The organism is Sediminibacterium sp. (assembly GCF_019264485.1).
Lineage (GTDB): Bacteria > Bacteroidota > Bacteroidia > Chitinophagales > Chitinophagaceae > Sediminibacterium.
Genome location: NZ_JAHVAA010000011.1, coordinates 370,497 through 396,247, shown reverse-complemented (window position 1 = coordinate 396,247; position 25,751 = coordinate 370,497). Strand labels below are relative to the sequence as shown.

General features: G+C 41.1%; 27 protein-coding genes and 1 other RNA gene. 10 read left to right on the top strand and 18 right to left on the bottom strand.

Features of this window, described 5'->3' with window-relative positions; genetic code table 11:
• Nucleotides 1-5: 5 nt before the first annotated feature.
• A complete protein-coding gene (locus KXJ59_RS07985) occupies nt 6-668 on the top strand; it encodes a DUF5683 domain-containing protein (RefSeq protein WP_295202943.1) in 663 nt (220 codons plus the stop codon).
• Between the two features lie 21 nt (nt 669-689).
• Entirely contained in the window at nt 690-1,406 is a 717-nt protein-coding gene (dapB, locus tag KXJ59_RS07980) for a 4-hydroxy-tetrahydrodipicolinate reductase (RefSeq protein ID WP_295202940.1), read from the top strand.
• Here the strand turns inward: dapB and KXJ59_RS07975 are convergent.
• Nucleotides 1,401-1,928, bottom strand: a complete 528-nt coding sequence (locus tag KXJ59_RS07975) for a hypothetical protein (RefSeq protein ID WP_295202938.1) — start codon at nt 1,926-1,928, stop codon at nt 1,401-1,403. The two genes, dapB and KXJ59_RS07975, sit on opposite strands and share 6 nt — an antisense overlap.
• Nucleotides 1,929-2,014: 86 nt before the next feature.
• Here KXJ59_RS07975 and KXJ59_RS07970 point away from each other — a divergent pair, with 86 nt between their 5' ends.
• Together KXJ59_RS07970 and KXJ59_RS07965 are read left to right on the top strand one after the other, a co-directional pair.
• Entirely contained in the window at nt 2,015-2,425 is a 411-nt protein-coding gene (locus KXJ59_RS07970) for an Rrf2 family transcriptional regulator (protein WP_295202935.1), read from the top strand.
• A 17-nt stretch (nt 2,426-2,442) separates the two neighbouring features.
• A complete protein-coding gene (locus KXJ59_RS07965) occupies nt 2,443-3,180 on the top strand; it encodes a DUF3575 domain-containing protein (RefSeq protein ID WP_295202933.1) in 738 nt (245 codons plus the stop codon).
• Nucleotides 3,181-3,329: 149 nt separating this feature from the next.
• On the opposite strand, the gene KXJ59_RS07960 is transcribed toward KXJ59_RS07965, so the two are convergent.
• On the bottom strand, nt 3,330-4,280 hold the full coding sequence (locus KXJ59_RS07960) for an NAD-dependent epimerase/dehydratase family protein (RefSeq protein WP_295202931.1): 951 nt from the start codon (nt 4,278-4,280) through the stop codon (nt 3,330-3,332).
• Between the two features lie 156 nt (nt 4,281-4,436).
• On the opposite strand from KXJ59_RS07960, the gene kdsA reads away from it, so the two are divergent.
• Nucleotides 4,437-5,264 carry a 3-deoxy-8-phosphooctulonate synthase gene (gene kdsA, locus KXJ59_RS07955; protein WP_295202928.1) on the top strand — a complete coding sequence of 276 codons (828 nt, stop codon included), beginning with the start codon at nt 4,437-4,439 and terminating at the stop codon, nt 5,262-5,264.
• A gap of 100 nt (nt 5,265-5,364) precedes the next feature.
• On the opposite strand, the gene KXJ59_RS07950 is transcribed toward kdsA, so the two are convergent.
• Nucleotides 5,365-5,586 (bottom strand): PspC domain-containing protein, encoded by a 222-nt coding sequence (locus KXJ59_RS07950; RefSeq protein ID WP_133474984.1) that lies wholly within the window; start codon nt 5,584-5,586, stop codon nt 5,365-5,367.
• A 281-nt stretch (nt 5,587-5,867) separates the two neighbouring features.
• Here KXJ59_RS07950 and KXJ59_RS07945 point away from each other — a divergent pair, with 281 nt between their 5' ends.
• A complete protein-coding gene (locus KXJ59_RS07945) occupies nt 5,868-8,135 on the top strand; it encodes an aconitate hydratase (protein ID WP_295202925.1) in 2,268 nt (755 codons plus the stop codon).
• Nucleotides 8,136-8,225: 90 nt separating this feature from the next.
• Here the strand turns inward: KXJ59_RS07945 and KXJ59_RS07940 are convergent, their stop codons facing one another.
• The 7 genes from KXJ59_RS07940 to KXJ59_RS07910 form a co-directional block, all read right to left on the bottom strand.
• Entirely contained in the window at nt 8,226-8,672 is a 447-nt protein-coding gene (locus KXJ59_RS07940) for a hypothetical protein (protein ID WP_295202922.1), read from the bottom strand.
• 89 nt (nt 8,673-8,761) lie between these two features.
• Nucleotides 8,762-9,421: an ATP-binding cassette domain-containing protein gene (locus KXJ59_RS07935; protein WP_295202919.1), complete on the bottom strand. Its 660-nt coding sequence runs from the start codon at nt 9,419-9,421 to the stop codon at nt 8,762-8,764.
• Nucleotides 9,418-9,726, bottom strand: a complete 309-nt coding sequence (locus KXJ59_RS07930; RefSeq protein ID WP_295202917.1) for a hypothetical protein — start codon at nt 9,724-9,726, stop codon at nt 9,418-9,420. Before KXJ59_RS07930 ends, KXJ59_RS07935 begins: the two co-directional genes overlap by 4 nt.
• A gap of 214 nt (nt 9,727-9,940) precedes the next feature.
• Entirely contained in the window at nt 9,941-10,444 is a 504-nt protein-coding gene (locus KXJ59_RS07925) for a DinB family protein (RefSeq protein ID WP_295202915.1), read from the bottom strand.
• An 83-nt stretch (nt 10,445-10,527) separates the two neighbouring features.
• Nucleotides 10,528-11,022, bottom strand: coding sequence for a DinB family protein (locus KXJ59_RS07920; RefSeq protein ID WP_295202912.1), 495 nt, complete (start codon nt 11,020-11,022; stop codon nt 10,528-10,530).
• 144 nt (nt 11,023-11,166) lie between these two features.
• Complete coding sequence (locus KXJ59_RS07915) at nt 11,167-11,856, bottom strand: YafY family protein (RefSeq protein WP_363265845.1); 690 nt, start codon at nt 11,854-11,856, stop codon at nt 11,167-11,169.
• A gap of 111 nt (nt 11,857-11,967) precedes the next feature.
• Complete coding sequence (locus KXJ59_RS07910; RefSeq protein WP_295202907.1) at nt 11,968-12,393, bottom strand: hypothetical protein; 426 nt, start codon at nt 12,391-12,393, stop codon at nt 11,968-11,970.
• Nucleotides 12,394-12,610: 217 nt separating this feature from the next.
• On the opposite strand from KXJ59_RS07910, the gene KXJ59_RS07905 reads away from it, so the two are divergent.
• Nucleotides 12,611-13,033, top strand: coding sequence for a small multi-drug export protein (locus KXJ59_RS07905; RefSeq protein WP_295202905.1), 423 nt, complete (start codon nt 12,611-12,613; stop codon nt 13,031-13,033).
• 168 nt (nt 13,034-13,201) lie between these two features.
• Here the strand turns inward: KXJ59_RS07905 and KXJ59_RS07900 are convergent, their stop codons facing one another.
• The 4 genes from KXJ59_RS07900 to KXJ59_RS07885 form a co-directional block, all read right to left on the bottom strand.
• The gene (locus KXJ59_RS07900) at nt 13,202-14,110 is read right to left on the bottom strand and encodes a bestrophin family ion channel (protein WP_295202904.1); all 909 of its coding nucleotides are present in this window, start codon (nt 14,108-14,110) and stop codon (nt 13,202-13,204) included.
• 31 nt (nt 14,111-14,141) lie between these two features.
• Nucleotides 14,142-14,864: a hypothetical protein gene (locus KXJ59_RS07895; protein WP_295202902.1), complete on the bottom strand. Its 723-nt coding sequence runs from the start codon at nt 14,862-14,864 to the stop codon at nt 14,142-14,144.
• 184 nt (nt 14,865-15,048) lie between these two features.
• A complete protein-coding gene (locus KXJ59_RS07890) occupies nt 15,049-16,413 on the bottom strand; it encodes a HAMP domain-containing sensor histidine kinase (protein WP_295202900.1) in 1,365 nt (454 codons plus the stop codon).
• Nucleotides 16,413-17,099 (bottom strand): response regulator transcription factor, encoded by a 687-nt coding sequence (locus KXJ59_RS07885; protein ID WP_295202898.1) that lies wholly within the window; start codon nt 17,097-17,099, stop codon nt 16,413-16,415. The genes KXJ59_RS07890 and KXJ59_RS07885 overlap by 1 nt, the downstream gene beginning before the upstream one ends.
• A gap of 193 nt (nt 17,100-17,292) precedes the next feature.
• On the opposite strand from KXJ59_RS07885, the gene KXJ59_RS07880 reads away from it, so the two are divergent.
• Together KXJ59_RS07880 and KXJ59_RS07875 are read left to right on the top strand one after the other, a co-directional pair.
• On the top strand, nt 17,293-20,046 hold the full coding sequence (locus tag KXJ59_RS07880) for a prolyl oligopeptidase family serine peptidase (protein WP_295202895.1): 2,754 nt from the start codon (nt 17,293-17,295) through the stop codon (nt 20,044-20,046).
• 175 nt (nt 20,047-20,221) lie between these two features.
• Nucleotides 20,222-21,277 carry an oxidoreductase gene (locus tag KXJ59_RS07875; RefSeq protein WP_295202892.1) on the top strand — a complete coding sequence of 352 codons (1,056 nt, stop codon included), beginning with the start codon at nt 20,222-20,224 and terminating at the stop codon, nt 21,275-21,277.
• A 60-nt stretch (nt 21,278-21,337) separates the two neighbouring features.
• Here KXJ59_RS07875 and fsa read toward each other — a convergent pair whose 3' ends face one another.
• The 3 genes from fsa to KXJ59_RS07860 all read right to left on the bottom strand — a co-directional run bounded on the left by fsa (nt 21,338) and on the right by KXJ59_RS07860 (nt 23,678).
• On the bottom strand, nt 21,338-21,988 hold the full coding sequence (fsa, locus tag KXJ59_RS07870) for a fructose-6-phosphate aldolase (protein ID WP_295202890.1): 651 nt from the start codon (nt 21,986-21,988) through the stop codon (nt 21,338-21,340).
• A 54-nt stretch (nt 21,989-22,042) separates the two neighbouring features.
• Nucleotides 22,043-22,141: signal recognition particle sRNA small type (gene ffs, locus KXJ59_RS07865), an RNA gene on the bottom strand.
• A gap of 253 nt (nt 22,142-22,394) precedes the next feature.
• On the bottom strand, nt 22,395-23,678 hold the full coding sequence (locus KXJ59_RS07860) for a type IX secretion system plug protein domain-containing protein (protein WP_295202887.1): 1,284 nt from the start codon (nt 23,676-23,678) through the stop codon (nt 22,395-22,397).
• 110 nt (nt 23,679-23,788) lie between these two features.
• Here KXJ59_RS07860 and KXJ59_RS07855 point away from each other — a divergent pair, with 110 nt between their 5' ends.
• Nucleotides 23,789-25,021: an FtsX-like permease family protein gene (locus tag KXJ59_RS07855; protein ID WP_295202884.1), complete on the top strand. Its 1,233-nt coding sequence runs from the start codon at nt 23,789-23,791 to the stop codon at nt 25,019-25,021.
• On the opposite strand, the gene KXJ59_RS07850 is transcribed toward KXJ59_RS07855, so the two are convergent.
• Complete coding sequence (locus KXJ59_RS07850) at nt 25,014-25,751, bottom strand: RNA methyltransferase (protein ID WP_295202882.1); 738 nt, start codon at nt 25,749-25,751, stop codon at nt 25,014-25,016. The two genes, KXJ59_RS07855 and KXJ59_RS07850, sit on opposite strands and share 8 nt — an antisense overlap.

Here is a 25,751-nt window from a genome sequence, read left to right as displayed (position 1 = left end):
ACTACATGCGTGTATTCCGGTTCCTCATACTATGTCTGATCTTATGCAATGGCATCTCCACATTGCAGGCGCAATCTGATAAAGATCAGTTGGCCAAAACCAGTATGTTCAGTCAGCAAGATACCACTGTAAAAAAAGACAGTGTTACTGCAACACTTAAAAAAGTAAGCAAACCCCATATCCCAAAAATAGCTACACGTCGTGCTTTATTGCCCGGTTGGGGACAGGCATACAATAAGCAATACTGGAAAATACCCGTTGTATATGGTATACTGGCCATACCCACCGTAACTTTTTTTTACAACAATAGTATGTACAAAAAAACCAAGTTCGCTTATGAGGCTTTGTTTAAAGCACAGGCAACTATACCGGATAGTACAGATTACCGACTGATAGACCCACAGTTACAAGGACTCAGCATTTCATCGGTTCAGAGTTACCGTAACGCATTCAGAAGAGACCGTGATTATTCTATTTTATGGTTTGTGATTGCTTATGGATTACAGATTGCAGATGCCACCGTTTTTGCTCACCTCAAACATTTCGATGTAAGCAATGACCTGAGTATGCAGGTAACACCCACTTTTAATCCCGTAACCAGATCACCGGGGTTTGGACTGGTAATGAATATCAAGCCACCTAACAAGAAACCTGTTAATATCCGATAACACAATACAAATACGCAGTCAATGAATATTATTTTAGTAGGCTATGGTAAAATGGGAAAAGCCATTGAAGAAATTGCAGTAGCAAAAGGCCATACCATTATATTAAAAATAGACCTCGACAATGCACAGGAGCTCAATGCCCAGAATGCAGCCAAAGCAGATGTGGCCATAGAATTTACCAGTCCGCACAGTGCATTTGATAATGTTATGAAATGTCTTGAACTGGGCATACCTGTTGTATGTGGTTCAACAGGCTGGTTAGATAAATTTGAAACTGCCAGACAATTATGCGAACAGAAAAACGGAACCCTGGTGTATGCGAGCAATTATAGTATTGGCGTGAATCTTTTCTTTGAAATCAATACACAGCTCGCAAAGCTCATGAGTAAGCATCCGGATTATGATGTATCGATGGAAGAGATTCATCATACACAGAAAAAAGATGCCCCAAGTGGTACCGCAATTACTTTGGCAGAACAGATTATGGCGGCTGTTACTACCAAAACTCATTGGGTAAACAAACCATCAACAAAAACAGATGAGCTTTCCATTATTTCAGAAAGGATTGATCCGGCACCCGGTACGCATAAAATAAAATACAGTTCACCAATTGATGATATCGAGATCATTCATACGGCACATAACAGAAAAGGGTTTGCCGGTGGTGCCGTTCTTGCTGCCGAATATGCAGTAAACCACAAAGGTGTACTGGGAATGAAAGAAGTGCTGGGTTTATAATCGCAGCGACCAGCCCGCTTTCAAAAACCAGGCATTCGACCTGTTGAAGGAAGCAGGTTGTTTCCAGCTATTGGTAGTAAGTTGTATTTCGAGCATTTTAAGCAGTTTCAATCCGCCACCCAGCTCATATATAAAAGAAGATCCTTTCGTACCGCTGTAGGCATAACTCTGTGTGGCAATACCACCATGTGCCTGCAAAAAAATACTTCCCAACAAATAACGTCTTACCCCTACTTTAACCGGAACAATACGCAGGTTACCCGCAGTAACACCCGGTCTGCTGCTGAATAACTGATAACCAACACTGCCGGTAAAGATGGTTTTACCCAAACCAAGTCCGCCTCCAAATTCACCGGCAACACCGGCACGGTAGTTTTGGTCTAACCCGCTACCTGCAGGTGAAGCATAAGCCAGGTTGCCAAACACGAGTGCACGGGGTCTTTTAAGTATTTGAGCCTGCGCTGCCGAACAAAAAATTGTTGCGATGATGATAAATAAAGAAAGTTTTGATACTTTTCGCATGAGATTGATTTCTTTGTAAAGAAAAACATTTTTGGTCAATGATATAAAGTTGCACCATTAATAATCATCCCCTCAATCAACTCCTTATGCTATCAAAAAAAACACAATATGCGTTTAAAGCCCTTACCTTTATGGCTGAACGCAAAAAAGAGGGCCCGGTATTGATAGCTGAAATTGCGAGCAAGAAAAAGATACCACTGAAGTTTCTGGAAAATATCCTGCTTGAATTAAAAAAAGCCGGTTTATTGGAGAGTAAAAAAGGAAAAGGTGGCGGCTATTTCTTCAATGTTGAGCCCCATAAAATCCCCTTGGCAAAAGTGATGCGGCTGATTGAAGGTCCTATTGCACTGCTGCCTTGCGTAAGTCTTAACTTCTATGAAAAATGCCATGACTGCAATGAAAAAAAATGCGGTTTGAATAAAGTCATGATTGAAGTGAGAGATAATACATTAAAAGTACTTGAAAATAAAACGGTAGCCGATCTGGCTATCCTGTAACCACTAAAACTAACAGTATGAAAAAATGGCTCATCCTCCTTATCTGTATTCCGTTTGTAACGGAGGCACAGGTTCCTGTATTAAGCGGGAAAAATATCGTTAAGCTCAATGTAAGTTCACTTGTAGCCAAGAACTTCCATTTAACTTATGAAAGAAAACTCACTGGTCGCATTTCAGCTTCCCTGGGTTTCAGAACAATGCCCAAAGGCAGTCTGCCCTTCAAAAGTACTTTTGAGAACATTGTTGAAGGATCAGATTTTAATTTCAACAAGTTTGAGATGGGTAACACCGCTTTCACGCCTGAAATACGTTTTTACCTTGGCAAAGGCAACCTGCGCGGATTTTATGTAGCCCCCTATTTACGTTTTGCTTCTTTCGATATTACAGCCCCAATCAAGTACACCTATAATAATGGTTCGGGTAATGTAACAGAAGAAGCTCCTATTGCCGGAAAAATAAAATCTACCAGTGGTGGTATCATGTTTGGTACACAACATAGAATCTTCAAAGTGCTTGTTTTAGATATCTGGATCATTGGCGGGCATTATGGAAGCAGTAAAGGCGACCTGAGTGTGGTAAAATCTTTTGCTACACAACAGGAAAGAGACGCTTTAAAAGCAGAACTGGATGGCATCGATGCCAGTCCGTTTAAATTTAAAAATGCAGTGGTAACTGCTACCGGTGCCAGTATACAGTCAGACGGCCCATGGGCCGGTATTCGTGGAGCTGGTATCAATATTGGATTCAGGTTCTAACAAAACCTGTTGTAAAAGAAGAGCCGCAATAAATTATTGCGGCTCTTTTAGTTTACCCCCCGGTAAAGATTTGATTGAATGAAGGAATGATTCCAGTGTCAAATCGTAATATATGATACCATAGGGATGAAAAACGTTGCTTTCATACCTTATTTTTTCAGGTTCTCCAGCATATCTTTTGTCATTTTCGACAGGTCATATTCCGGTTTCCAGCCCCAGTCGTGCGTAGCCACACTGTCATCAATACTTTGTGGCCAGCTATTGGCTATCTGCTGACGGTAATCGGGCGCATAACTCATCGAAAAACCGGATATATGTTTGGTAATTTCTGCTCCTATTTCTTTGGGTGAGAAACTCATACCCGATACATTGTAAGAAGTTCTCACAGCAATTTTATCTGCCGGTGCTTCCATCAGCTCCATCGTTGCACGAATGGCATCGGGCATATACATCATCGGTAAATACGTGTCTTCCTGTAAAAAACATTTATACTTACCATGTTCCAATGCATCATGGTAAATTTCTACTGCATAATCTGTTGTACCACCACCCGGCGCCGATTTATAACTGATCAATCCCGGATAACGCAAACTGCGCACATCCACTCCATAACGCTGAAAATAATAATTACACCAGAACTCCCCGGCATATTTACTGATACCATACACAGTAGTGGGTTCAATAATAGTTTGCTGCGGACAGTTTTGTTTGGGAGATGTAGGACCAAACACTGCAATACTGCTGGGCCAGTAAACTTTGGTAAGTTTTTCTTCCCGCGCAATATCGAGTACGTTTAATAAACCCTGCATATTGAGGTGCCAGGCCAGGTTTGGATTTTTTTCACCCGTGGCAGAAAGAATAGCAGCAAGGAGATAAATCTGTGTAATATTCTGGCGAATTACCTGTACATGCAACATTTCCTTATTCATTACATCCAGACTTACATAAGGACCTGTTCCTTCCAGTAAAGGATTCTGTTCCCGTAAATCGGATGCGATCACATTATTATTCCCATATAATTTTCTCAGCGCCATCGTCAGTTCAACACCAATCTGACCCGACGCACCAATTACCAGTATTTTTTCTTTTTGCTGCGACATGCAATCTTGTTTTAGAGAAGCAAAGAAAAGGAAAAAGTGAATAGTGAGTAGTCAATGGTGAGTAAGTAGGCTGTTTTTACTCACTACAGACTACTCACTACTCACTTTCCTGCTTTCTCATCCACAATTCCGTAATTTTACCCCTAAACAAGTTCCATGATCCCAGCTTATTTAGCAGATTTATTTAAACATCAACAATACGATTCCAATAATTTTTTTCTGATTGCAGGTCCATGTGTAGTAGAGAGTGAAGAACTGGTAATGGAAGTGGGTGATACGGTATCGAAAATTTGCGCCGATCTTGGTATCCCCTATGTATTTAAAGCCAGTTACAGAAAAGCCAATCGTACCAGTGCATCATCCTTTACAGGTATTGGTGACGACAATGGTTTATCACTCATCAAAAAAGTAGGCGATACCTATAAACTGCCTACTACATCAGATATTCATGCACATGATGAAGCTGCTATGGCTGCTCCTTTTATTGATATTTTACAGATACCTGCCTTTCTCTGCCGCCAGACCGATCTGCTGCTGGCTGCTGCCGATACCGGAAAAGTGGTAAACGTTAAAAAAGGACAGTTCCTCAGTGGCCCCTCCATGAAATTTGCAGTAGATAAAATTAAACAGGCAGGTAATAACCAGGTTATGCTCACCGAACGTGGTACCACATTTGGTTACCAGGACCTGGTAGTCGATTACCGAAATATTCCCTGGATGCAGGAACATGGCTGTCCGGTAATTATGGACTGTACTCATTCGCTTCAGCAACCCAACCAGACCAGTGGTGTAACGGGCGGTAACCCCCAGCTCATTGGTACCATTGCCAAAGCAGCTATTGCTACCGGTGCCGATGGACTTTTTATTGAAACCCATCCCAACCCCGCCGTAGCCAAAAGCGATGGCGCAAACATGCTAAGACTTGATTTACTGAAACCGTTGTTGGAGCAGTTGGTGAAACTTAGAGGAGCAGTTAAACAGTAGAACTGAGGAATATCGAACAGAGAAGCAGAAGAACTAAGGAATTACAGCTTCACTAACATTGGAAATTTCTCTGTTCCTCTGTTCGATATTCCTCTGTTTTTCACCAGTTCCTCAACGGATTTCTCCTGCCTGCCAGTATATAATTTTTGATATTGATCCAGAAAGCAAGGATCATGTAGATGATAACGGGCGACCCCATGGTGAGAAAAGAAATGTAGATAAACCACATCCTGATCCTTGAACTGGCGATACCCAGCTTTTCGCCAATAGCGGTACAAACACCAAATGCCCTCAGCTCAAGAAATTCTCTGATTTTTTGCATAATCAACGGTTAATTAAAGGGGCTTTGAACAGCAAATTAGAGAATTTTGGTGAAAAGAAAGTAGTCTATGGTTGATAGACCATAGTCAATGGTAAAAAATTTCCTAACTATGGACCATCGACCATGGACCATAAGCTATCTCCTTTTTTCGTAAATTCGCACCCATCAGAGGCAAAACATTGATTGAACCCCTGTTTCAGGCCTTCAATCCGCCATCTGAGATCTGAGATCTGCCATCAGACATCAGACATCCCTAATCATACATCTAAAATTAATATTCCATGGCATTTGACATTGAAATGATCAAGAAAGTGTACGCTGAGATGCCTGCTAAGGTTGATGCTGCACGTAAGGCGCTGGGACGCCCGCTTACCCTGTCGGAGAAGATTCTTTTTGCACACCTGCACAAGGATCAACAACTGAGTAATTTTGAAAGAGGTAAATCTTATGTTGATTTTGCCCCCGACCGTGTAGCCATGCAGGACGCAACGGCCCAAATGGCCCTTTTGCAGTTTATGCAGGCCGGCAGACCAAAAGTAGCCGTTCCTTCCACTGTACACTGCGATCACCTCATTACTGCCAAACTGGAAGCTAAAAAAGACCTTGAAGTGGCCAATGCAGAAAGCAAAGAAGTGTACGACTTCCTCGCATCTGTATCCAATAAATATGGTATCGGTTTCTGGAAACCAGGTGCAGGTATTATTCACCAGGTGGTACTGGAAAACTATGCATTCCCTGGTGGAATGATGATTGGTACCGATTCGCATACGGTGAATGCCGGTGGACTCGGTATGATTGCCATTGGTGTTGGTGGTGCCGATGCCTGTGATGTGATGGCGGGTTTACCCTGGGAACTGAAATGGCCCAAACTGATTGGTGTAAAACTCACAGGTAAACTCAGTGGCTGGACAGCTCCTAAAGACGTTATCCTGAAAGTAGCCGGCATACTCACCGTAAAAGGTGGAACAGGTGCCATCGTGGAATATTTTGGTGAAGGTGCCAGTGCCATGAGTTGCACCGGTAAAGGAACCATCTGTAATATGGGTGCCGAAATTGGGGCCACCACTTCTACTTTTGGTTACGATGATAGTATGAGCCGTTACCTCAAAGCCACTGGCCGTGAAGAAGTAGCTGCTATGGCAGATAAAGTAAAAGATTCGCTGAATGCCGATCCTGAAGTATATGCTGCTCCTGAAAAATATTTTGACCAGGTAATTGAAATAAACCTGAGCGAACTGGAACCACACCTGAATGGACCATTCACACCAGACCTGGCCACTCCTATTTCTAAAATGAAAGAAATGGCCGCTGCCAACGGATGGCCCACCAAAGTTGAAGTGGGTTTAATTGGTAGCTGTACCAACAGTTCTTATGAAGACATCAGCCGTGCCGTTAGTCTGGCCCGTCAGGTAAAAGAAAAAGGACTGAAAACAAAAGCACAATACACTATTACACCCGGTAGCGAACAGGTTCGTTACACGATTGAGCGTGATGGTTTCCTTGATATTTTTTCTGAAATAGGTGCTACTGTATTTGCCAATGCCTGTGGCCCCTGTATTGGTATGTGGGATCGTGTGGGTGCAGAAAAAGCAGAACGCAATACCATCGTACATTCTTTCAACAGAAACTTTGCCAAACGTGCCGATGGCAATCCAAATACAATGGCATTTGTGGCATCACCAGAACTGGTGACTGCATTAGCTATTGCAGGCGATCTTACTTTCAACCCTATTACAGATACACTCACCAATGAAAAAGGTGAGCAGGTAAAACTGGATGAACCTACCGGTCAGGAATTACCACAGCGTGGTTTTGCTGTAGAAGATGCGGGCTATCAGGCACCTGCCGCAGACGGCAGTGGTATTCAGGTAGCAGTTGATCCTGCATCAAAACGTTTACAGTTACTCGATCCTTTTGCAGCATGGGAAGGAACTGATCTGAAAGGATTAAAACTCCTCATCAAAGCAAAAGGCAAATGTACCACTGACCATATTTCAATGGCGGGTCCCTGGTTGAAGTTCCGCGGACACCTCGATAATATCAGTAACAATATGCTGATTGGTGCGCTGAATTTCTTTAATGAAAAAACAGACCTTGTAAAAAACCAGCTGAGTGGTGCATACGGTCCTGTTCCAGCCACACAGCGTGCTTATAAAGCAGCCAATATTGGTTCAATTGTAGTGGGTGATGAAAACTATGGTGAAGGTTCATCAAGAGAGCATGCGGCCATGGAGCCACGTCACTTAGGTGTTCGCGCCATTCTGGTAAAATCATTTGCGCGTATCCATGAAACCAACCTGAAAAAACAGGGTATGCTGGCACTTACTTTTGCAGATAAAAACGATTACGAAAAAATACAGGAAGACGATACCATCGATATTGAAGGTCTTACCTCTTTTGCACCGGGTCAGCCATTAACGGTTGTATTACACCATGCAGATGGTTCTTCTGATCGTATTACTGTAAACCACACATATAACCAACAGCAGATTGAGTGGTTTAAAGCGGGTGGTGCGTTGAATATTATTCGTAAGCAGGTGGCGGGTTAATCCATTCACCCGTTTCAATAAAAGATCCCCCGGCATTTCGTCGGGGGATTTCTATTTATTAGTGTCAATTATTATAAGTAAACTGATATCTTAAGTATGTACTGAATAACCAATCAAGTTTGTAATAAATAAGAGTAAAAAAACTATTGCAAAAGTAATAAACAAAAGATTCATCCCTATTTCACCAATCCGGAATATCGTTTTCTTAGGTATTTGATACATGGGGTAATAGGCAAACTGCGTAATTATTTTACCTGTCCAATAAGCAGCAATCAACCCAGTAATTGCAACTGCCAGTCCTGTTTGATTTTTTAATTCATCTGTTAGCAGAAGTGATATTAAACCAAAAGAAAAATTCAATCCTTGAATATACCGGCCGTATGTTTTAGCAATTTCCTGATTTAAAGGTTTCAATTTTTTGATATCATTATACCAGTCAAACACAACATGACGTATATAAGGATAAATAATAGCTGTAAACATTTGTCCGACTGCACCTATTATTATTAGCCAGTTAGGAACATCAAAGTTTTTCATTTGGAAACAAAGTATGGTTATTCATAATGGAAGTTAATATTAATATATTGAATTCAGTCAACAACAATCCCTACTTGCGCTCAGTGCTATCAGGCATTAAATCCGGCATACCCAAGCCTTTCAACTTCGTCTATACTTTTTGTTAGATGCGTTTTTCCGTTTGATAAAACATACAGGTTGTCAGAAACGTCAATAATATGTTGATACATATGATCCGTAATAAGTAAGCCCTTATGTTTTTTCTCTTCCAACATCAATTCCTTTGCCTTTTCAATCTGAATGGGATTCAAATGCGTAAAAGGTTCATCCAGCATAACAAACTGAGACCTGCTTTTGAGTATTATGTAAAGCTCCACTAACCTTCGCTCACCACCTGAGAGACTTCCAATGGCAGTGGTATATTTTGAAGTAAATTCAGAGAACAGTTGTTCGAATACTGAATAATCCAACTCAAAATCTCTGAATACTCTTTTCAGAGAAAAACCCTTAGGAATAAAATTGAATTGCGGGAGATACAATAATAAATCGCGTCGTCTGAAAGCAAATTTTTGAGGTACATTATCAAACCGAACAGACTTTTCAGCATCCAGACTACCGTAAATAATATTCATCAGGCAGGTTTTTCCTTGTCCGTTTCTACCCAGAAGCCCGGTTATCTTTCCGGTTTCGCATTTTAAATACACACTGGACAAGATTTTTCTCCCACCAAACTCCAGTTGAATACCATCTGCTTCGAGTGTATGTATCATCTGATTTTATGAATGAGCAGGAGAATGAATAAAAACAAGGCTAAATCAAAAGCAACTGTTGTAGTCCAGAGCACGAATTTAGAAATACCCAGATTGAAATAATAATAATACTGCTTGTTATTATTACTGTTCACGAAATAATAAATGAGTCCGAGGGTGATTATTTTAAACCAGAAAATAGTCATAAAACTACTCAACCCATTGTTCCAGAAGATGCTTGCACAACAAACAGTAATTACTATTGAAAACAATAAGAAGTTTCGGTAAAAACCGCTGACAAGTCGTATGGTTTTAAGCAATTGCATTTATAGATTACAAAATTGGATTATTCACCCTATTATCTTCCTCACCGAAGCAGGTGAGAGATCAGGCTTGCGCCCACTTGCATATAGGTAAGATACTCATTATAAATGTATATGCACAATGAGAAAGATAGAAACGAATTGTTAAAAGCAATTGCCAGAACGCTGATTATACAACTACCGTTTCAAAACTAACTTTGCCCTCGTCAGCAGCTTGTTACTTATTTTGCTGGTTCATAACATTCCAAAAATTATAGTCCATCATAGGTGCTTTTGAAACACCTGTATGATGCCCAATCGTTACTATCTGACCGCGATGATAGGTTGTATGAATAATCAAATGTTGCAGGTATTCATATTTGGGGAAATTTGATGAAAACCATTCCGATTCTATCAACCGACGCTCACTCATGGCTTCGTTATTATCCTTTACATAAGTCGCCAAAACTTTAGCTTCATTTAGCAAATTTGCCATTTCAATCTTAACATCTACGTCTGGAGCCATATAATCAAACCCTGGTATCGGCGTCTCACGAATCATTGATGACCAATACAATTGTGTGTCGCTGATATGTTTCAGCGTTTTTGCGATACTGCTAAAACTCGATGGACATTCCTTTTGTAATAACTCTTCAGGGTAATTGCTCAACCAATTCACCAGTTGCTCAGTGACCCAAATATTATAATCAACGCTGTTTCTAATTGATGTGTGTAAACTCATTGTATTTAATTTGTAGTTGGTTATTGTTGATTTGATTACGGCAAATTAATCCCCCGACAAAATATGTCAGGGGATTTTTTGTTCTACATATGCTCATCCGCACTCGGACCATAACTGCCCGGTATCGGAATATCGAGTAAGCGCAGGTAAACACCTAATTGTGCCCTGTGGTGTATGATCTGGCTCAATGTGCTACGCAGAAAACTATACTTTGTTTCCACCGTATAAATCTGTTCGCCATTGCGGAGTGTCCAGTTTTTAGAGAGGTTTGATGGATCGGCATTTTTGAACTCCTCGCGTCCTTCTTTCAGACTGGCATCGAAATAAGCAATGAGATCCGCCGTGTTTTCAATGATTTTCGGACTGTATGGATGTGCCTCAAAATCGAGTTCATCGGTATTCAGTACCATTCCGATCCAGGTGGGTAATTCTGCAGTGTGGGTGGCCAGCTGCTGCAGGGTCATGCTTTTTGAATGGGGTTTCCACTGGTATTTGTCGCTGGGTACCAGGGCCAACATTTTACGGGTTACTACTGCTTCATTTTCCAGCTCCTGCTGAAAGGCTTGAATGATTGTCATAATTGATTGTTTTAATTGATATCACAAAACAATCAACAGGCACTGACAACCCTATGGCAGCCGGTTTGAAAAAATATTGAATGTCGAATATCCAATAATGAACTTCGATATTGAATATTCGACATTCAACATTCTTCTGTTCTCTCAGTATTCGACCGGAATATCTTTCATATACGTATCCAGCGAAATATGCTTTCTATGAATAAAGGGGGTATCGGTATTGGTGAGTTTTTGTATGCGGGCCACTTTGAAATCGCGGTAGCCATTGCGTTTATGACACCAGGCTATCAGGTGCCAGGCCAGTGCATAGAATATTAAACCGATAGGTTCTACTTTTCGCACACTGGGTTCCAGGTTTTTGTTGAGGTAGGCAATCTGTATCATGGTTCTTCCGGTAATGGCTTCCTGTAACACGGAGAGATAGGATACCTGTAAGGTCATACATTCCGGTACATGCAAACGAATACGTGATGCCAGTGTTTCGAGTTTTTCCTGCTGGGTTGACTGTAGTACGTTTTTCACTTTATTCAATGCGCTCGAATAATTTTTCTGGATAGACCGGTCCGAAAAACCATTGACCACCGCTTCCATCAGTAACAATGCATTGGCTTCTTCACTCGTAAAAGAAACAGGGGGCAGAAAATACCCATTCACAATAAAATAGCCCCTGCCCTGTTCAAAACTCACCGGTACGCCTGATTCATTCAGTGCCTTGATATCGCGGTACACGGTTCGGATACTGAGATTAAATTTTTCAGCAATCTTTTCAGCAGGCACATATTTTTTTGATTGTAAAAAAGTAAGAATACTAAACAGGCGGTCGATGCGGTTCATAACAGTATATATAAATCTGAAGATATACACTCATACTTTATCTCCGAAACCGGTCAACAAAAAAGCGACCCGGCGGGGGTCGCTTTTAACGTTATCAGTTGTTGTTATTAATCAGGCTTTTTTACCCATACCATTTACCCAACCAACCACGGCACCTGTAATGGCACCCAATACAGCTGAAGCGGCAATATCGACCCAAACAGCTTTTAATGCCAGGATATTGGACGTTCCAAACATGGTAAGATCAAAAGCTGCTCCCATGATCAGACCAATGGTGGCACCTGCCGACAATCCACCCGCCAATGTATTGATATTGGCCCAGCGGTTGAAAATATAAGAATACAAAATACCGGTAAGCAGGTTACCGGCAATCAATGCCCACCATACCATGTCTGCATCGGCCCGCATTACGCCGGTAGCGGTACCACTGTTTTGAGACATGAAATCCATTAATAACATTCCATAAATGACCCATCCTGCAAAAAAGGCGGCAATACCTCCGGCAATACCGGAAATCAACATTTTTGTGGTGTTCATAAGCAATCGTTTTTTTAAGGGGGAAAATGATTTGACTGAACAAAATAGAAAGCAGCTTGCGTAAATGCAAGTTTCCAGCCCCGAAAATGAAGTATTGTTCATAAGGCGGGGATAACTCCGTCTTTAACCTTCACAAACAATTATCTTTCAAACCCGTGTTTAACCATCATCTGTCCCTATTTTCACGGCCTGAAGAAAACAGTGATTATTCCTCCTTATGATACTAAAGATTTTAACCGTTGCCGGTCTCGCCACATTTGAAATTTATGCCGCCATCCCTGCCGGATTTGCATTCGGACTTCCTGCCTGGGTTATTTTCCTTGCCAGCCTGATTGGTGGATTGGTGGGTGTATTTGTGGCCACTTTCCTCGGCGATAAAATAAAAGCCTTTCTAGCCAGGTACCGTAAACCCAAACCCGAAAAACCAAAAACCGGCCTTATCTATACCCTCTGGGAAAAATATGGTGTTATTGGTCTGGGCTTTTTCGGTACCATGACAGTTGGCGCTCCTGTAAGTATTGGTGTGGGAGTTGGTTTTAATGTACCCTTACAAAAATTATTGGTTTGGTGCTGTCTCGGTGTATTCACCCGCTGCGCTCTATTTACAGCAATAGGGTATTATGGATTGAAATTGTTTTAGTGAAGTCGGGAAGACGGAAGACCGAAAGTCCGAAAGATCTTTTTTATATAGAAGACCTCCGTGTAAACGCTGTGCCGTACTGAGTGAGGCACAGCGTTTACACGGAGGTCTTACTATTTTCATCCAACTTTCGGTCTTCCGGACTTTCTGTCTTCCGGACTCCCTCCCCTACATCAAATAATATTTTTCCGCTTCCATTCTTTCCGGCACTTGTTCATCATTCAACATCTGTCGAAGGTTTCTTTCTATCCCCCTTGAAATAGCCAGCATGGGTGTATCTGTGGGTCTGTTTTCAAAAGGATCCTGCAAATGAACCGCCATTCTTTCAATCAGTAAAAAGAAAGAAGCCAAAATAGTAACCAGCGGAATTTCAATAGCACCTACATATTCAATGACACCAAAGGGCAGTAAAAGAATAAAGAAATAAAGCGCGAAATGAATGTACAGACTGTATGTCATTGGGAAAACCGTATTCTTGATTCTTTCACATTTACCCATGGCGTCGCATAACCTGCTGAGTGTATCATCCAGTTCTACCTGCTGAAATTCATTGATCCAACCTTCTTCCAGTGCCAGTTTCAGGTCTTTAGCATGCAGGTTCAGCAAAGCGTAGGGTACGCTGTCGTGATTCTTTACAAACGCAATTTCTTTTTTTGTCAGTAATCTTGCAGAACCTTCCAGAGCATCTAATCCACGCAAACTTTTTCCTAAACTGTAACACCAGAAAATCTGTCTGTTGACAAAACGGTCTATAAAATGTTTTTTCTCCGGATCATTATACCCTGTTTGTACAAAACAGAGTAATTGCCTGGTAAGTGTTCTTGAATCATTGACGATTGAACCCCAGATAATCCTGGCTTCCCACCACCGGTCGTATGCCTGATTCGATCTGAAAGCGAGTAAGAGGGAAAGCACTGTTCCTAAAATAGTAGGTACGCCCAGTGGAATAGATAATTCATGAATATTGTATTCCTTACTCAGGTACCAGATGGTACAGGTGTACAATAAAATGAGTATTATTTCATACTTTATTTTACCCACTATATACTTCACCGGTATTTTACCCTTCAATAACATAAAGACTGTTTTTCAGTTGAATAAAATTTAATCAGATAGTGAGTAAGAGCAATGAAACATTTGATTGCATCAATATTCTTTCCAGTCTTTGTTCACGCATAAAATAGCTCGACAGTTTTCCCATTTTAACAGTAGGAATATCTTTATTCTGCATCATTTCAGAGAAACCGGATAATTTTTTCTCTACTGCATTAAACTGGTACACCAATGCTTCAGGAATATCTTTTGCTTTAGCTGCATCAATCAGTGAAACTGCATCCGACATTTCTCTTGCTGTATGGTAGGCCCTTGTTTGTGGCTGCAGTAATTCTTCTGAAATATTCGCCAGATCAGATTTTGCGATATACATGATCGGACACCGTGAACGGCATAACATCCTGAATACATCGAGGTTTAATGATTTGCGGGCCTCCTGCCATTCTTCTCTCGAATAAAATACCATATCGGCACCAAATTCCTGTATGTATTGTTTAAATACGGCCGGAGAATCGCCATATATCCTGTCGATACTATACCCTTTTATCACGTGTGCAAATTCGTTTTCCATTTTCCTGATTTCGCTGAGTGATTCATCAGAGAAAATATATCCTGCCGGCTGTCTTCCCAGGGTCAGCAGATCACTTTCATTCTCAGGTATGGGTACAACCTGGAGAAATGTACAGTGGAATCCTTCATTGCTATACAATTTTGTAGCCAGACGAAAAAGATGTACCGCATGTTCAGTACACCTGGTTGGAATAATAATCTTTTTCATACCTGTTTGATTTTGATGATTAAACGATGATTCGTTATAAAAAGCAAAACTATTTTGCAGGTATTGGTACCGTCTAAGGATTCAATTAAGAGATGGTTAGAAGTTTTTAAGAATGGCATTAGAATGGGCTCTAAATTCTAATGCGGCTCTTACAACATTTTTAAACCCCTGAAAATCAGGCAGCTTATGACTGAATAGGGAAGCGCATTTCGGCCCTGGTACCGGCTCCTTCCATGGAGGTGAATTTAATTTCACCACGGTGTATACGGATTATTTTCTGGGCCAGTGGCAACCCCACACCATAGCCTTTATAGGCGGTAGTATTGGAGGCCCGGAAGAAAGGGTCGAAAATATAACGGAGTTCTTTCTGGGGTATACCAATACCCTGGTCTTCCACTATCAGGATAGATTGTTTTTCAGTAGCCCTTAGTGAAATGGTTACTTTTCCATTATTAGAATACTTACAGGCATTTTGTACCACATTGGTAATGGCCAGCTTTAAGAGATTCTGGTTACCAAAAATGGTGATCCTTGTTTCATCATCAGGCAGTTCTTCAAAGTTGAGATGAATATGATTTTGCGGATCGGTAAAATCAACCAGCTTTTTTACCGACAAGACCAGTTCATCCAGTCGAATTTCGCCCATAAATTCTTCATTAACACTGTTACCTGCCTGTGCCAGTTCCAATAAGCTGGTTGTTAAATGATGTAACTGATCGGCTTCTCTTGCAATAACAGACAGAGCTTCCTGGTATTCTGTTGAATTTCTTTCTTTATCAAGTGCCAGTTCGGCTTCGCCAATAATAGCTGTAAGGGGTGTGCGCAGCTCGTGCGACAGCTTATTCACAAAATTTCTCTGCGTTTCAAATGAAGTCTCTAACCTGTCGAGCATGTCATTAAAAGTCTGTGTCAAATCGGCTATCTCCCCTTTGCCTTCCCGTTCAGGCAAACGCATGTCGAGGTTGGAAGCACTTATTTTTTTCACTCTGCTGATAATCGTAGAGATAGGATTTACGATTTCTGCTGAAAAAAGCAGCCCTACTACAAATACAATGATCACAGACAATACTATCCCCAGAAAAAGATTCTGCCGCATATCTTTCATGGCCAGTTCACCAGATTCGTTTCTGGCCGACATAAGTACGGTATACTTTTTTCCTTCGTGCTCGTAAGGGATCGCTACATAATACATTTTACCGATGATGAACTCTACACGTGTATTTTTTGCCATCTGGTCTTCAAAACCTACAGGTAATAAAATTCCGCTTTGTTTCAGTGAATCAGCATCGGGCAGGGTATCAAAAAAATATTCCCTTTCTTCGGGTAAACGTTGCAGGTGTTTTTCCCTGATTTCATTGTACACTGCAGCACTCAGTGTTTCTTCCTCATAATGTGCCTGTGCGGCAATACCTCCGCGAACAGACAAGCGGTGAAAAAATTCTTTGTCTACAGATCGTTTACTGAAATGATAAATGAAAATACTCAGCATCAGGATAATGGCTCCTGTGAGTATGGTAAACAGTGTGGTAATTTTATTGCGGATATTCATCAGGCATTCTCCTTCATCATATATCCCATACCAATCATGGTATGAATGAGCTTGGCATCGCGGTTCTTGTCTATTTTTTTCCGCAGGTAGTTTACATACACATCTACCACATTGGTACCAAGGTTAAAATCTATATCCCATACATTTTCCAGTATTTCCATACGGGAAAGTACACGTGCCTGGTTCTTCATAAAGAACTCCAGTAATTTATATTCGGTGGAAGTAAGTGAAATAATTTCATCATCGCGCTGAGCAATCTTGGCATCGGTATCGAGTTGCAGGTTGGCTATCTGTAAAATATGCGAGTCTGTAACCTGTACTTTTCTGAACGTTCTTCTGCCAAGTGCATTTACCCTGGCAATGAGTTCATTTATTTTAAAAGGTTTTACCATATAGTCATCTGCACCGCTGTCTAAACCGGTTACAATATTTTCTGTACTACCCAGGGCGGTGAGCATTAAAACGGGCAACTCCAGACCAATCGCTCTGATTTCTTTACAAATCTGCACCCCATTCATACCTGGCAGCATGATATCTAAAATCACCAGGTTAAAATGGTGATCGCGAATCATTTGCAGACCGGTATTGCCATCCATGGCCACACTTACTTCCAGTCCCTTTTCTTTTAATCCCCGCTCAATAAGGGATACCACAGCGGCTTCATCCTCAATCAGTAAAATCTTCATGTTTAACTGTTATTCAGGCCAGTAATAAGGGTTAAATATTGCGACAATAACAAAAGATGCCTGAAAGAGTTGCCACAGGCGGCTATTTTAACAAAAAATTTACCGCAAAGTTTTCTTCCCCTTTTTTGCAAATTGCAGGTGCTTCCGGAAACTGCTTCATTTTTTATTATCTTGTCTGGATAAAACAACCAACATGAGATATTCATTACTATTGCTTCTGGTCATTTTTTCTTTGATCACTTCCACGGTATATGCACAGCAAAAAAAACAACTTACCTCCGCCGATTATGGTAAATGGCAACAAATGGGCATCACCGATTTATCACCCGATGGCAACTGGGTAGGTTATCATATTGCCATACAGGAAGACAATGACACCGTCTATATTGTTAATCGGAAAACAGATAAAGTATATAAACTGGAGTTTGCTACCAGCTTTGAGTTTTCCGGCGATAACCAGTGGGTAGCTTATCGTATCGGCATACCTTTCAAAGAAGCGGAAAAATTACGTGAACAGAGCCGGCCTATAGAATACAAAATGGGATTGCTCAATCTTGCTACCGGCAAAAAAGAAGTAGTGCAGAATATCAGCCGTTTTGGTTTTTCAAAAAATGGGAAATTTCTTGCAGTATACCTTGCCCCACCCAAAGAGCATAAAGACAAAGGCAGTGTGTTACTGGTAAAAAACCTGACCGATGGCACCACACATACCATTGGTAATGTAACAGAATATGCATTCAACAAGAAAAGCGATTACCTCTCATACATAGTAGAATCGGCCAATACAGCAGGCAATGCAGTAGAATTACTGAACCTCAAAAATTACAGTCTTAAAATTATTGCGAGCGATACCCTTCGTTTTTCAAGGCTTAACTGGCAGCGTGAAGGTGAAGGTTTTACATTTTTTAAAACTTTTAAACACAAAGACTACGAAGAAGAAAATGCCACCGTTCATGGTTATACCAACCTCTACACCAATGCATCGCTCAAAACATTCGACCCGCAACAGGCAAGCGGTTTTCCAAAAGATATGCGTGTTCACAATGGAAGTGTAGCGAGGTTAAGTGATGATATGAATGCCCTGTTTTTTGGCATAAAAACCTGGACCGCCAAACCTAAGAAAGAGGAAAAGAAACCTGGCGACACTGCAAAACAGGCCCCCAAGCCCGCTGCCAAACCCGATGATAAATTAGCTGCCGTAGATATCTGGCATTGGAAGGATCCTGAAATTCAGCCAAGACAGAAAATTACTTTCGGGCAGGACAAAGAAGCCAGTTATTTGTCGGTATGGAATATGGGCAACAGCCAGTTTTACCAACTTGCTAAAGAAAACACACCTGTGGCTTTATTAAGTGGCAACCAGGCATATGCCGTTACTTCTACCAGCAAAAAATACAAACCTGCATTCAAAGAAGATTATGCCGATTTCTTCCTGGTAAATACCAAAACCGGTGAAGAGAAATTGCTCTATGAAAAAATGCTTGCGGGATTTTTTACCGGGCCACAGTCTTCTCCCGATGGCAAATATTTTTATTTTTTCCGTGATAAAAACTGGTGGACTTATTCCGTTGCAACACAGCAAACAGTTAACATCACACAAAATATCAAAACCGCTTTCTGGAATACAAGAGATGACCATACTGCCAGCAAACCTCCATTTGGTTTGGGTGGCTGGATAAAAGACGATAAGGAAGTTTTGTTGTATGACGAGTACAATATCTGGGCAGTAAAACCTGATGGCAGTGCTGCCAGAAAGATTACTAATGGTGAGAAAGATGAAATTACACACCGGGTAACAAGAACCGATTTTGAATACCCTTATATCGACGACAGCAAACCCATTTATATTTCTTTGTATGGAGATAAAACAAAGAAATTTGGTTATGCCAAACTCGAGAACAATACTGTTCAGTCACTGATCTATGAAAACCTTTCTGTAGGCCGTATTACAAAAGCAACAGAAGCCAATAGCTTCAGCTATGTAAAACAGGATTACAACCTGTCACCAGAACTATATGTAACCGATGATTTCAGCAACCAGAAAAAAATTACCGGCACCAACCCGCAGCAAACCGATTATTTCTGGGGTAAGAGCGAGCTGGTGAATTTCACCAGTAAAAAGGGCAAAAAATTACAGGGCGCCTTATTCTATCCTGCCAATTATGAGCCCGGCAAACAATATCCGATGATTGTTTACATCTATGAACTCTTGTCGAACACAGTTCATGGTTATGTTACACCTTCTGAACGCAGTGCTTATAATACCACCAACTATACCAGCAATGGTTATTTCGTTTTCAGACCCGATATAGTATATGATACGAATGAACCTGGTATGAGTGCCGTAAACTGTGTAGTGCCTGCTGTAGAAGAAGTATTAAAAACAGGCATGATCGATAAAACCAAAGTAGGTTTAATGGGACATAGCTGGGGTGCTTATCAGACATCTTTTATCATCACACAAACAGATATTTTCAAAGCAGCTTGCGCAGGTGCTCCTCTAACCGATCTGATCAGTATGTCATTGTCTATTTACTGGAATACCGGTACCCCCGATCAGAAAATTTTCGAAACCAGTCAGGGTCGTTTTGATGGTCCATGGTATGAGCGTACACAGGAGCATATTCGTAACTCACCCATGTTCAATGCTGCAAAAATAAAAGCACCTTTATTAGTGGCTTTTGGCGATAAAGATGGTGCTGTTGACTGGCATCAGGGCATTGAAATGTATGGTACCATGCGCAGGATGGAGAAACCACATGTTATGCTGGTATATGCAGATGAGAATCATGGCCTGGCCAAAAAAGAAAACCAGGTTGATTACCAGAAACGTCAGCGTGAATGGTTTGAACATTATCTCCTCGGTAAGCCTGCAGAGAAATGGATCATTGACGGTATCAGTTATATGGACAAAATGAAAGCGAGAGAAAAACCCGCTGGCCAATAAGATTCATTAAAAAGAAAAACCTGCTCATCAACAGCAGGTTTTTTTATTCTTACACTTACCATCACATCCTCTCACAAATAACAAACCAACTCTGCGAAACACTGTTTCGTTAAATAAGTACGGGTTAAGAAAGTCGTGAGAATGGTTTATTTTAGTTCTCCTTTCAATCATTCATATGCAAATTATTAAAACTGCCATTCTATCTTTTGGCTTATCCGGCAAAGTATTCCATGCGCCTTTTATTCACCTGCACCCTGGCTTTGAACTCAAAGCCATCTGGGAAAGAACAAAGTCTGAATCAACAGAAGTTTATCCCTATGTACATATTGCCAGATCAATGGAGGAACTGCTCGATGATAAGAGTATTGAACTGATTGTTGTTAACACCCCTACCGGAACACATTTCGACTATGCCAAAAAAGCACTGGAAGCAAATAAACATGTAGTGGTAGAAAAAGCGTTTACCACCACTGTTGATGAAGCCGTTGAACTCGATCGTCTGGCAACAGAAAAAAACAGGCTCTTATCGGTATTTCAGAATCGCAGGTGGGATAGTGATTTTCAGACTGTACAAAAAGTAATCAGCGACGGACTACTGGGGCCCGTGCATGAAGCTGAATTTCATTTCGACCGGTATAAAGAAGAACTGAGTCCGAAACTGCATAAAGAAACAGCCGCTCCGGGAGCAGGTTTGTTATACGATCTCGGGCCACATTTAATTGATCAGGCTGTATGCCTGTTTGGTATGCCGGATGCTGTGTTTGCCGATATACGAACCTTGCGACGCAACTCACAGGTTGACGATTATATCGACCTGCTTTTGTATTACCCATCTATAAGAGTGCGTTTAAAGTCGAGCCTGTTGGTGAAAGAGCCCTTACCTTCTTTTACTGTTCACGGATTATATGGATCATTCATCAAATCAAGAGCCGATATACAGGAAGGCGCATTGCTGGCAGGTGGAAAACCCGATCAGCCAAACTGGGGTGTAGAGCCTGAATCTGAAATGGGTTTATTGAACACGAAAATCCATGGTATGGAGGAGCGTAGAACGATTCCAACGATTGCAGGCAACTATAGTCACTATTATGCGCGCTTATACGATGCACTGACAGGAAAAGGAGAAAACCCTGTTTCGGCAAAAGATGGTATACGTGTTATGCAGATACTGGAAGCAGCCAGAACAAGCAGCAGAGAAAGAAAAGCAATTACAGTTAAAGACAAACTATAAAGGATATAAAACAAAAAGCCGGATCATACAGATCCGGCTTCTATTTCACTCAAAAGAAAATTACATTTTTTTAGCGTCTTCCAGAAACTTCGCCAGTCCAATATCAGTCAAGGGATGTTTTAACAATCCCAGAATAGAATCAAGTGGACAGGTACATACATCGGCACCCAGTTCAGCTGCTTTGGTAATGTGTAATGCACTGCGGATAGATGCAGCGAGGATTTCTGTTTTGAATCCCTGTATATCATAAATATGACGGATCTGACCAATCAGTTCCATGCCGTCCCAACCACTGTCGTCGATACGACCAATGAAGGGAGATACATAAGTAGCACCTGCTTTTGCAGCCAGAATGGCCTGTCCGGCAGAAAATACCAGTGTACAGTTGGTACGGATACCATTATCTGTAAACCATTTAATGGCTTTGATACCATCTTTAATCATCGGAACTTTTACAACGATATTCGGATGAATAACGGCGAGTTTTTTTCCCTCTTCTACCATGGTGGCAAAATCGGTAGACAATACTTCAGCACTTACATCTCCATCTACCAGTTCGCAAATGGTTTTGTAGTGATTAGCAATGGCTTCTTCCCCTTTTATGCCTTCTTTGGCCATCAGTGAAGGATTGGTGGTTACACCATCCAGGATACCTAAGTCATTTGCTTCTTTAATTTGTGCGAGATTACCGGTGTCAATAAAAAATTTCATAGTGTATACATTAAAATCCCTTTCGTGATCCCTTCAGGGGCGAAAGGGGGAAAAAAATGGCAGGCTACTCACATCGCACCGCTCAACCGCCTATCCTTGCTGCATTCCTGCCCTGGGGAGGTTCGGCAGGAGCTGGTCGTGTAAGACCTGCCGGTGCAAAAGTAAGGGTTGGCTCCTATTTTCCCTAATTTTTTGAGTTAGTTACCCGGTAATTTTAGATTTAACCCTATGAGTGTAAATATATTAGCCGCAGATTCGCAGATTTTAATCTTACCCATATCAAACGGCTCCCTTTCTCTTTGTTAAAACTCTTGCATTGAGTTACCTAGCGAATATTCAAGAGGAATTTAGCAAAGAGAAAGGGAGGAGGGGAGTTAAGCGTTGAGTTATTGATTTTATGTGAACTTTAAAATCCACTGCCAAGGTTTCTTGAATTCAGTCGGGTAATACCCACCAGCTCATCATGCCTGCCACTAAGTGGGCGGAAATAGAATAATATGAGGTATTCATTTTCCGTTTCCCAGTAATTACCTTCTGTAAGTGCCGGATCTGATCTTACGGTTACCCCATTTTTATCTTTTGTAACGTAATTATAACTGTAATAACCCTGTTTTAGGAAAAGTGTTTTTTTGTACAAGCCTTTCTCCGTATCAAATTCCATCAATGAGCTGTCGCCTGCCTGGTTACCGGTAAATTCTCCCGTTATAAACACCTCTTTCCCTGCAAATGGTTTTGCATTGGGTGGCAGTAAAGTAAATGTTACATAAGCATAATCACCCTGCCACCATGGATTAATTGATTCAGTGGTACCAATTTCATTCCATCCATTTCTGTCATTAAAAAATGCATAACGCAGATCGTTTCTTACAAGATCGGGTTTTATATAGATAAGATTGGGTTGGGCCGTTTTATCTATTCTATCAATACGGTCGCTCGAAAAACGAAAACTACGCAGGTCAGCCCATCTGTATTCTTTGCCTGCAGGAAATAAAGCATCCTGCTCTCCATTGTACTCCAGTACATTGTTACGTATAAAAGCAGGTTGCAGCCCTGTGGCAGCATCGTTCCAGCGGTTATTCTGAATAATTACAAGTTTGGTTTGCTGCTGCGGACTCATGATATTCAGGTCTTTGGTAGCCACTGTTACCTGTATTTTCTGATGGGTGCGTATGAGACTGTTATTAAAAGGCTGTGCTATTCTGGCTCCAATATTTACCTTATCATCTACTATCATGATCCGTTTGGTAAAAGCCAGCTTGGAAGTATCTCCATCCAAAAATACTTTTAACAGATAGTTACCACTCTTGGTAGGAACTGCACTTCTGTCGGGCAGTAATGCCTGGTAATGTATGTAACGTGTAAGTGCAATAGATGACATCCGGTATTGCGATAAACGGTTCTGTACAAAACCACGGATATAATCAAAAGGATTTAACAATGCAGGAGTCCAGTCGGCATTACATAACTGATACGTATAAAAGAAATTGCGCGGATAAGCTGCCATATCATCAAAATGCAGCTCCAGCTGATCGGCGCTTCCGAGCTTTATCAGTGGAATTGATTGCTGATCGTTTTGCTGAAACAGTTTTACCGTTTTTATGCCTTCCATGTATACACGATCGGGCTGTCGTTGCGCAACCACGCTATTCGTCAATAAAACAATAACCAGGGTAATTAAACAACCATTCATAGTACTTAAATAAGGTGCTTAGCAATACAAGATAATACAATACAGAAACACCACAGCGATAAGTTCCGATCATTCATCGGCAGTTCGTATTTTTACCAAAATCATGCCATTTGGGACTTTCATTCGACATAGCTAAAAGAATTGCATTTAATCATCAACATTCTTTTTCCCGCTTTATCATTCGTTTGTCGATTGCGGCCACTACACTGAGTGTAATGGCCATGATCATTACACTGGCTTTTGTAAATGGGTTTCAACATACTGTTGCAGGCAAAATTTTCAGTTTCTGGGGGCATATGAGGGTACAGAAATATGAAGCAGGCAAATCGCTGATCGCTGAGGAAACACCATTAACCATGGACAGTGGCATCCGACAAACCATTCGTTTACAAACCGGCGTGATAAGGGTACAGAATTTTGCTACCAAATCGGCAGTGATAGAAAATAAAAATGAGATTGAAGGTGTTCTAATAAAAGGCATCGATGCAGGCTACGACAGCACTACACTAAAACCTTTTATGCAAAGTGGCTACTGGATCAATTTTGCAGACAGTTCCTACAGCAAAGAGATTATTATTTCTAAAGCGCTTGCCAACCAGTTGAATATTGCAGTAAATGATACGGTAAAAGTACATTTTGTTTCTTCCATTGACGACAGTCGTACTTATCGCAAACTATTAGTAAAAGGTATTTACAAAACAGGTATTGAAGAATACGATAAGCTTTTTATCATGGGCGACCTGAGGCTTATCAGAAGAATCAATGAATGGAGAGATGACCAGAGCGGTGGTTATGAAATTTTCGTAAACGATTACAGGCAAATGGACAGCATCAGCAAAAGTTTGTCTGCTGCTTTACCTGCAGAATGGATGAGCAGAACCATTCGTGAAGTATATCCGAATATTTTTGACTGGCTCGATATTCAGGATGTAAACAGGGATGTAATTTTTATTGTTATGTCGGCCGTAGCCATCATCAATCTCATTACCTGTTTACTCATTCTTATTCTTGAAAGAACAAGAATGATTGGTGTATTGAAAGCTTTGGGTGCAAGCAACTGGACCATACAGAAAATATTCCTCTATCACGCATCTGTAATAACTTTTACAGGCATTGGTTTGGGAGCATTTCTGGGTATAGGCATTTGCTGGCTACAGCAAATGACAGGTTTTATCAGTTTAGATGAAGCTTCCTATTATGTATCGCAGGCACCTATGGAAATTATCTGGTGGCAGGTAATTGCAGTTGTTACAGGTACTGCATTGGTTTGTTATGGTGCATTATTACTGCCTTCCATACTGGTCAGAAAAATAAGTCCGGTAAAAGCCATCCAGTTCAGGTAAGATTATGTTGGGGTGATTTCAATTGCGACAAAAGTATGCCAGTGGCCACGGCAGCATTCAGCGATTCTGCTTTACCCATTCTCGGAATGGTAATAGCCTGATTAATCAGCGGTAAAACTGTTTCACGAATACCTTTTGATTCATTCCCTATTACCAATATTCCTTCTTTCACTGATTCTATGGAGTACATTGATTTACCATTGAGCAATGCACCATATACAGGTACCTGTTTTTGTGCAAGTATGGTTTCAAGATCGCGATACCATGTTTTTACCCGTAAAAAACTACCCATAGTTGCCTGAATGACTTTGGGGTTATACAACTCTGCAGTATCCTTACTGGCGATGACCTGATTGATACCAAACCAGTCTGCAATACGTATAATGGTGCCCAGGTTACCTGGATCCTGTATACCATCGAGTACCAGTGTAAAGTTGTTTTTCAGTACAGGTTCTCCTGCCGGCTCCTGTTGTTCCGCAATAAGCAGTACCTGGTTCGGCGTTTGCAATGAACTGATTTTTTCCAGTTCAAATAAGGGAATACGGGTGACGGGAACGCTGGTAACAGGTGCCTCCCACTCTTCCACTGCATATATTTTTTTTACCGGATAACCTGCATCCAGTAACTCAGCTGCCAGTTTCACCCCTTCAGCCAGAAACAACCGTTCAGCCGTCCTTTGTTTTTTCTGGCACAAAGATTGGATATATTTGAGTTCATTCTTGCTTAACAT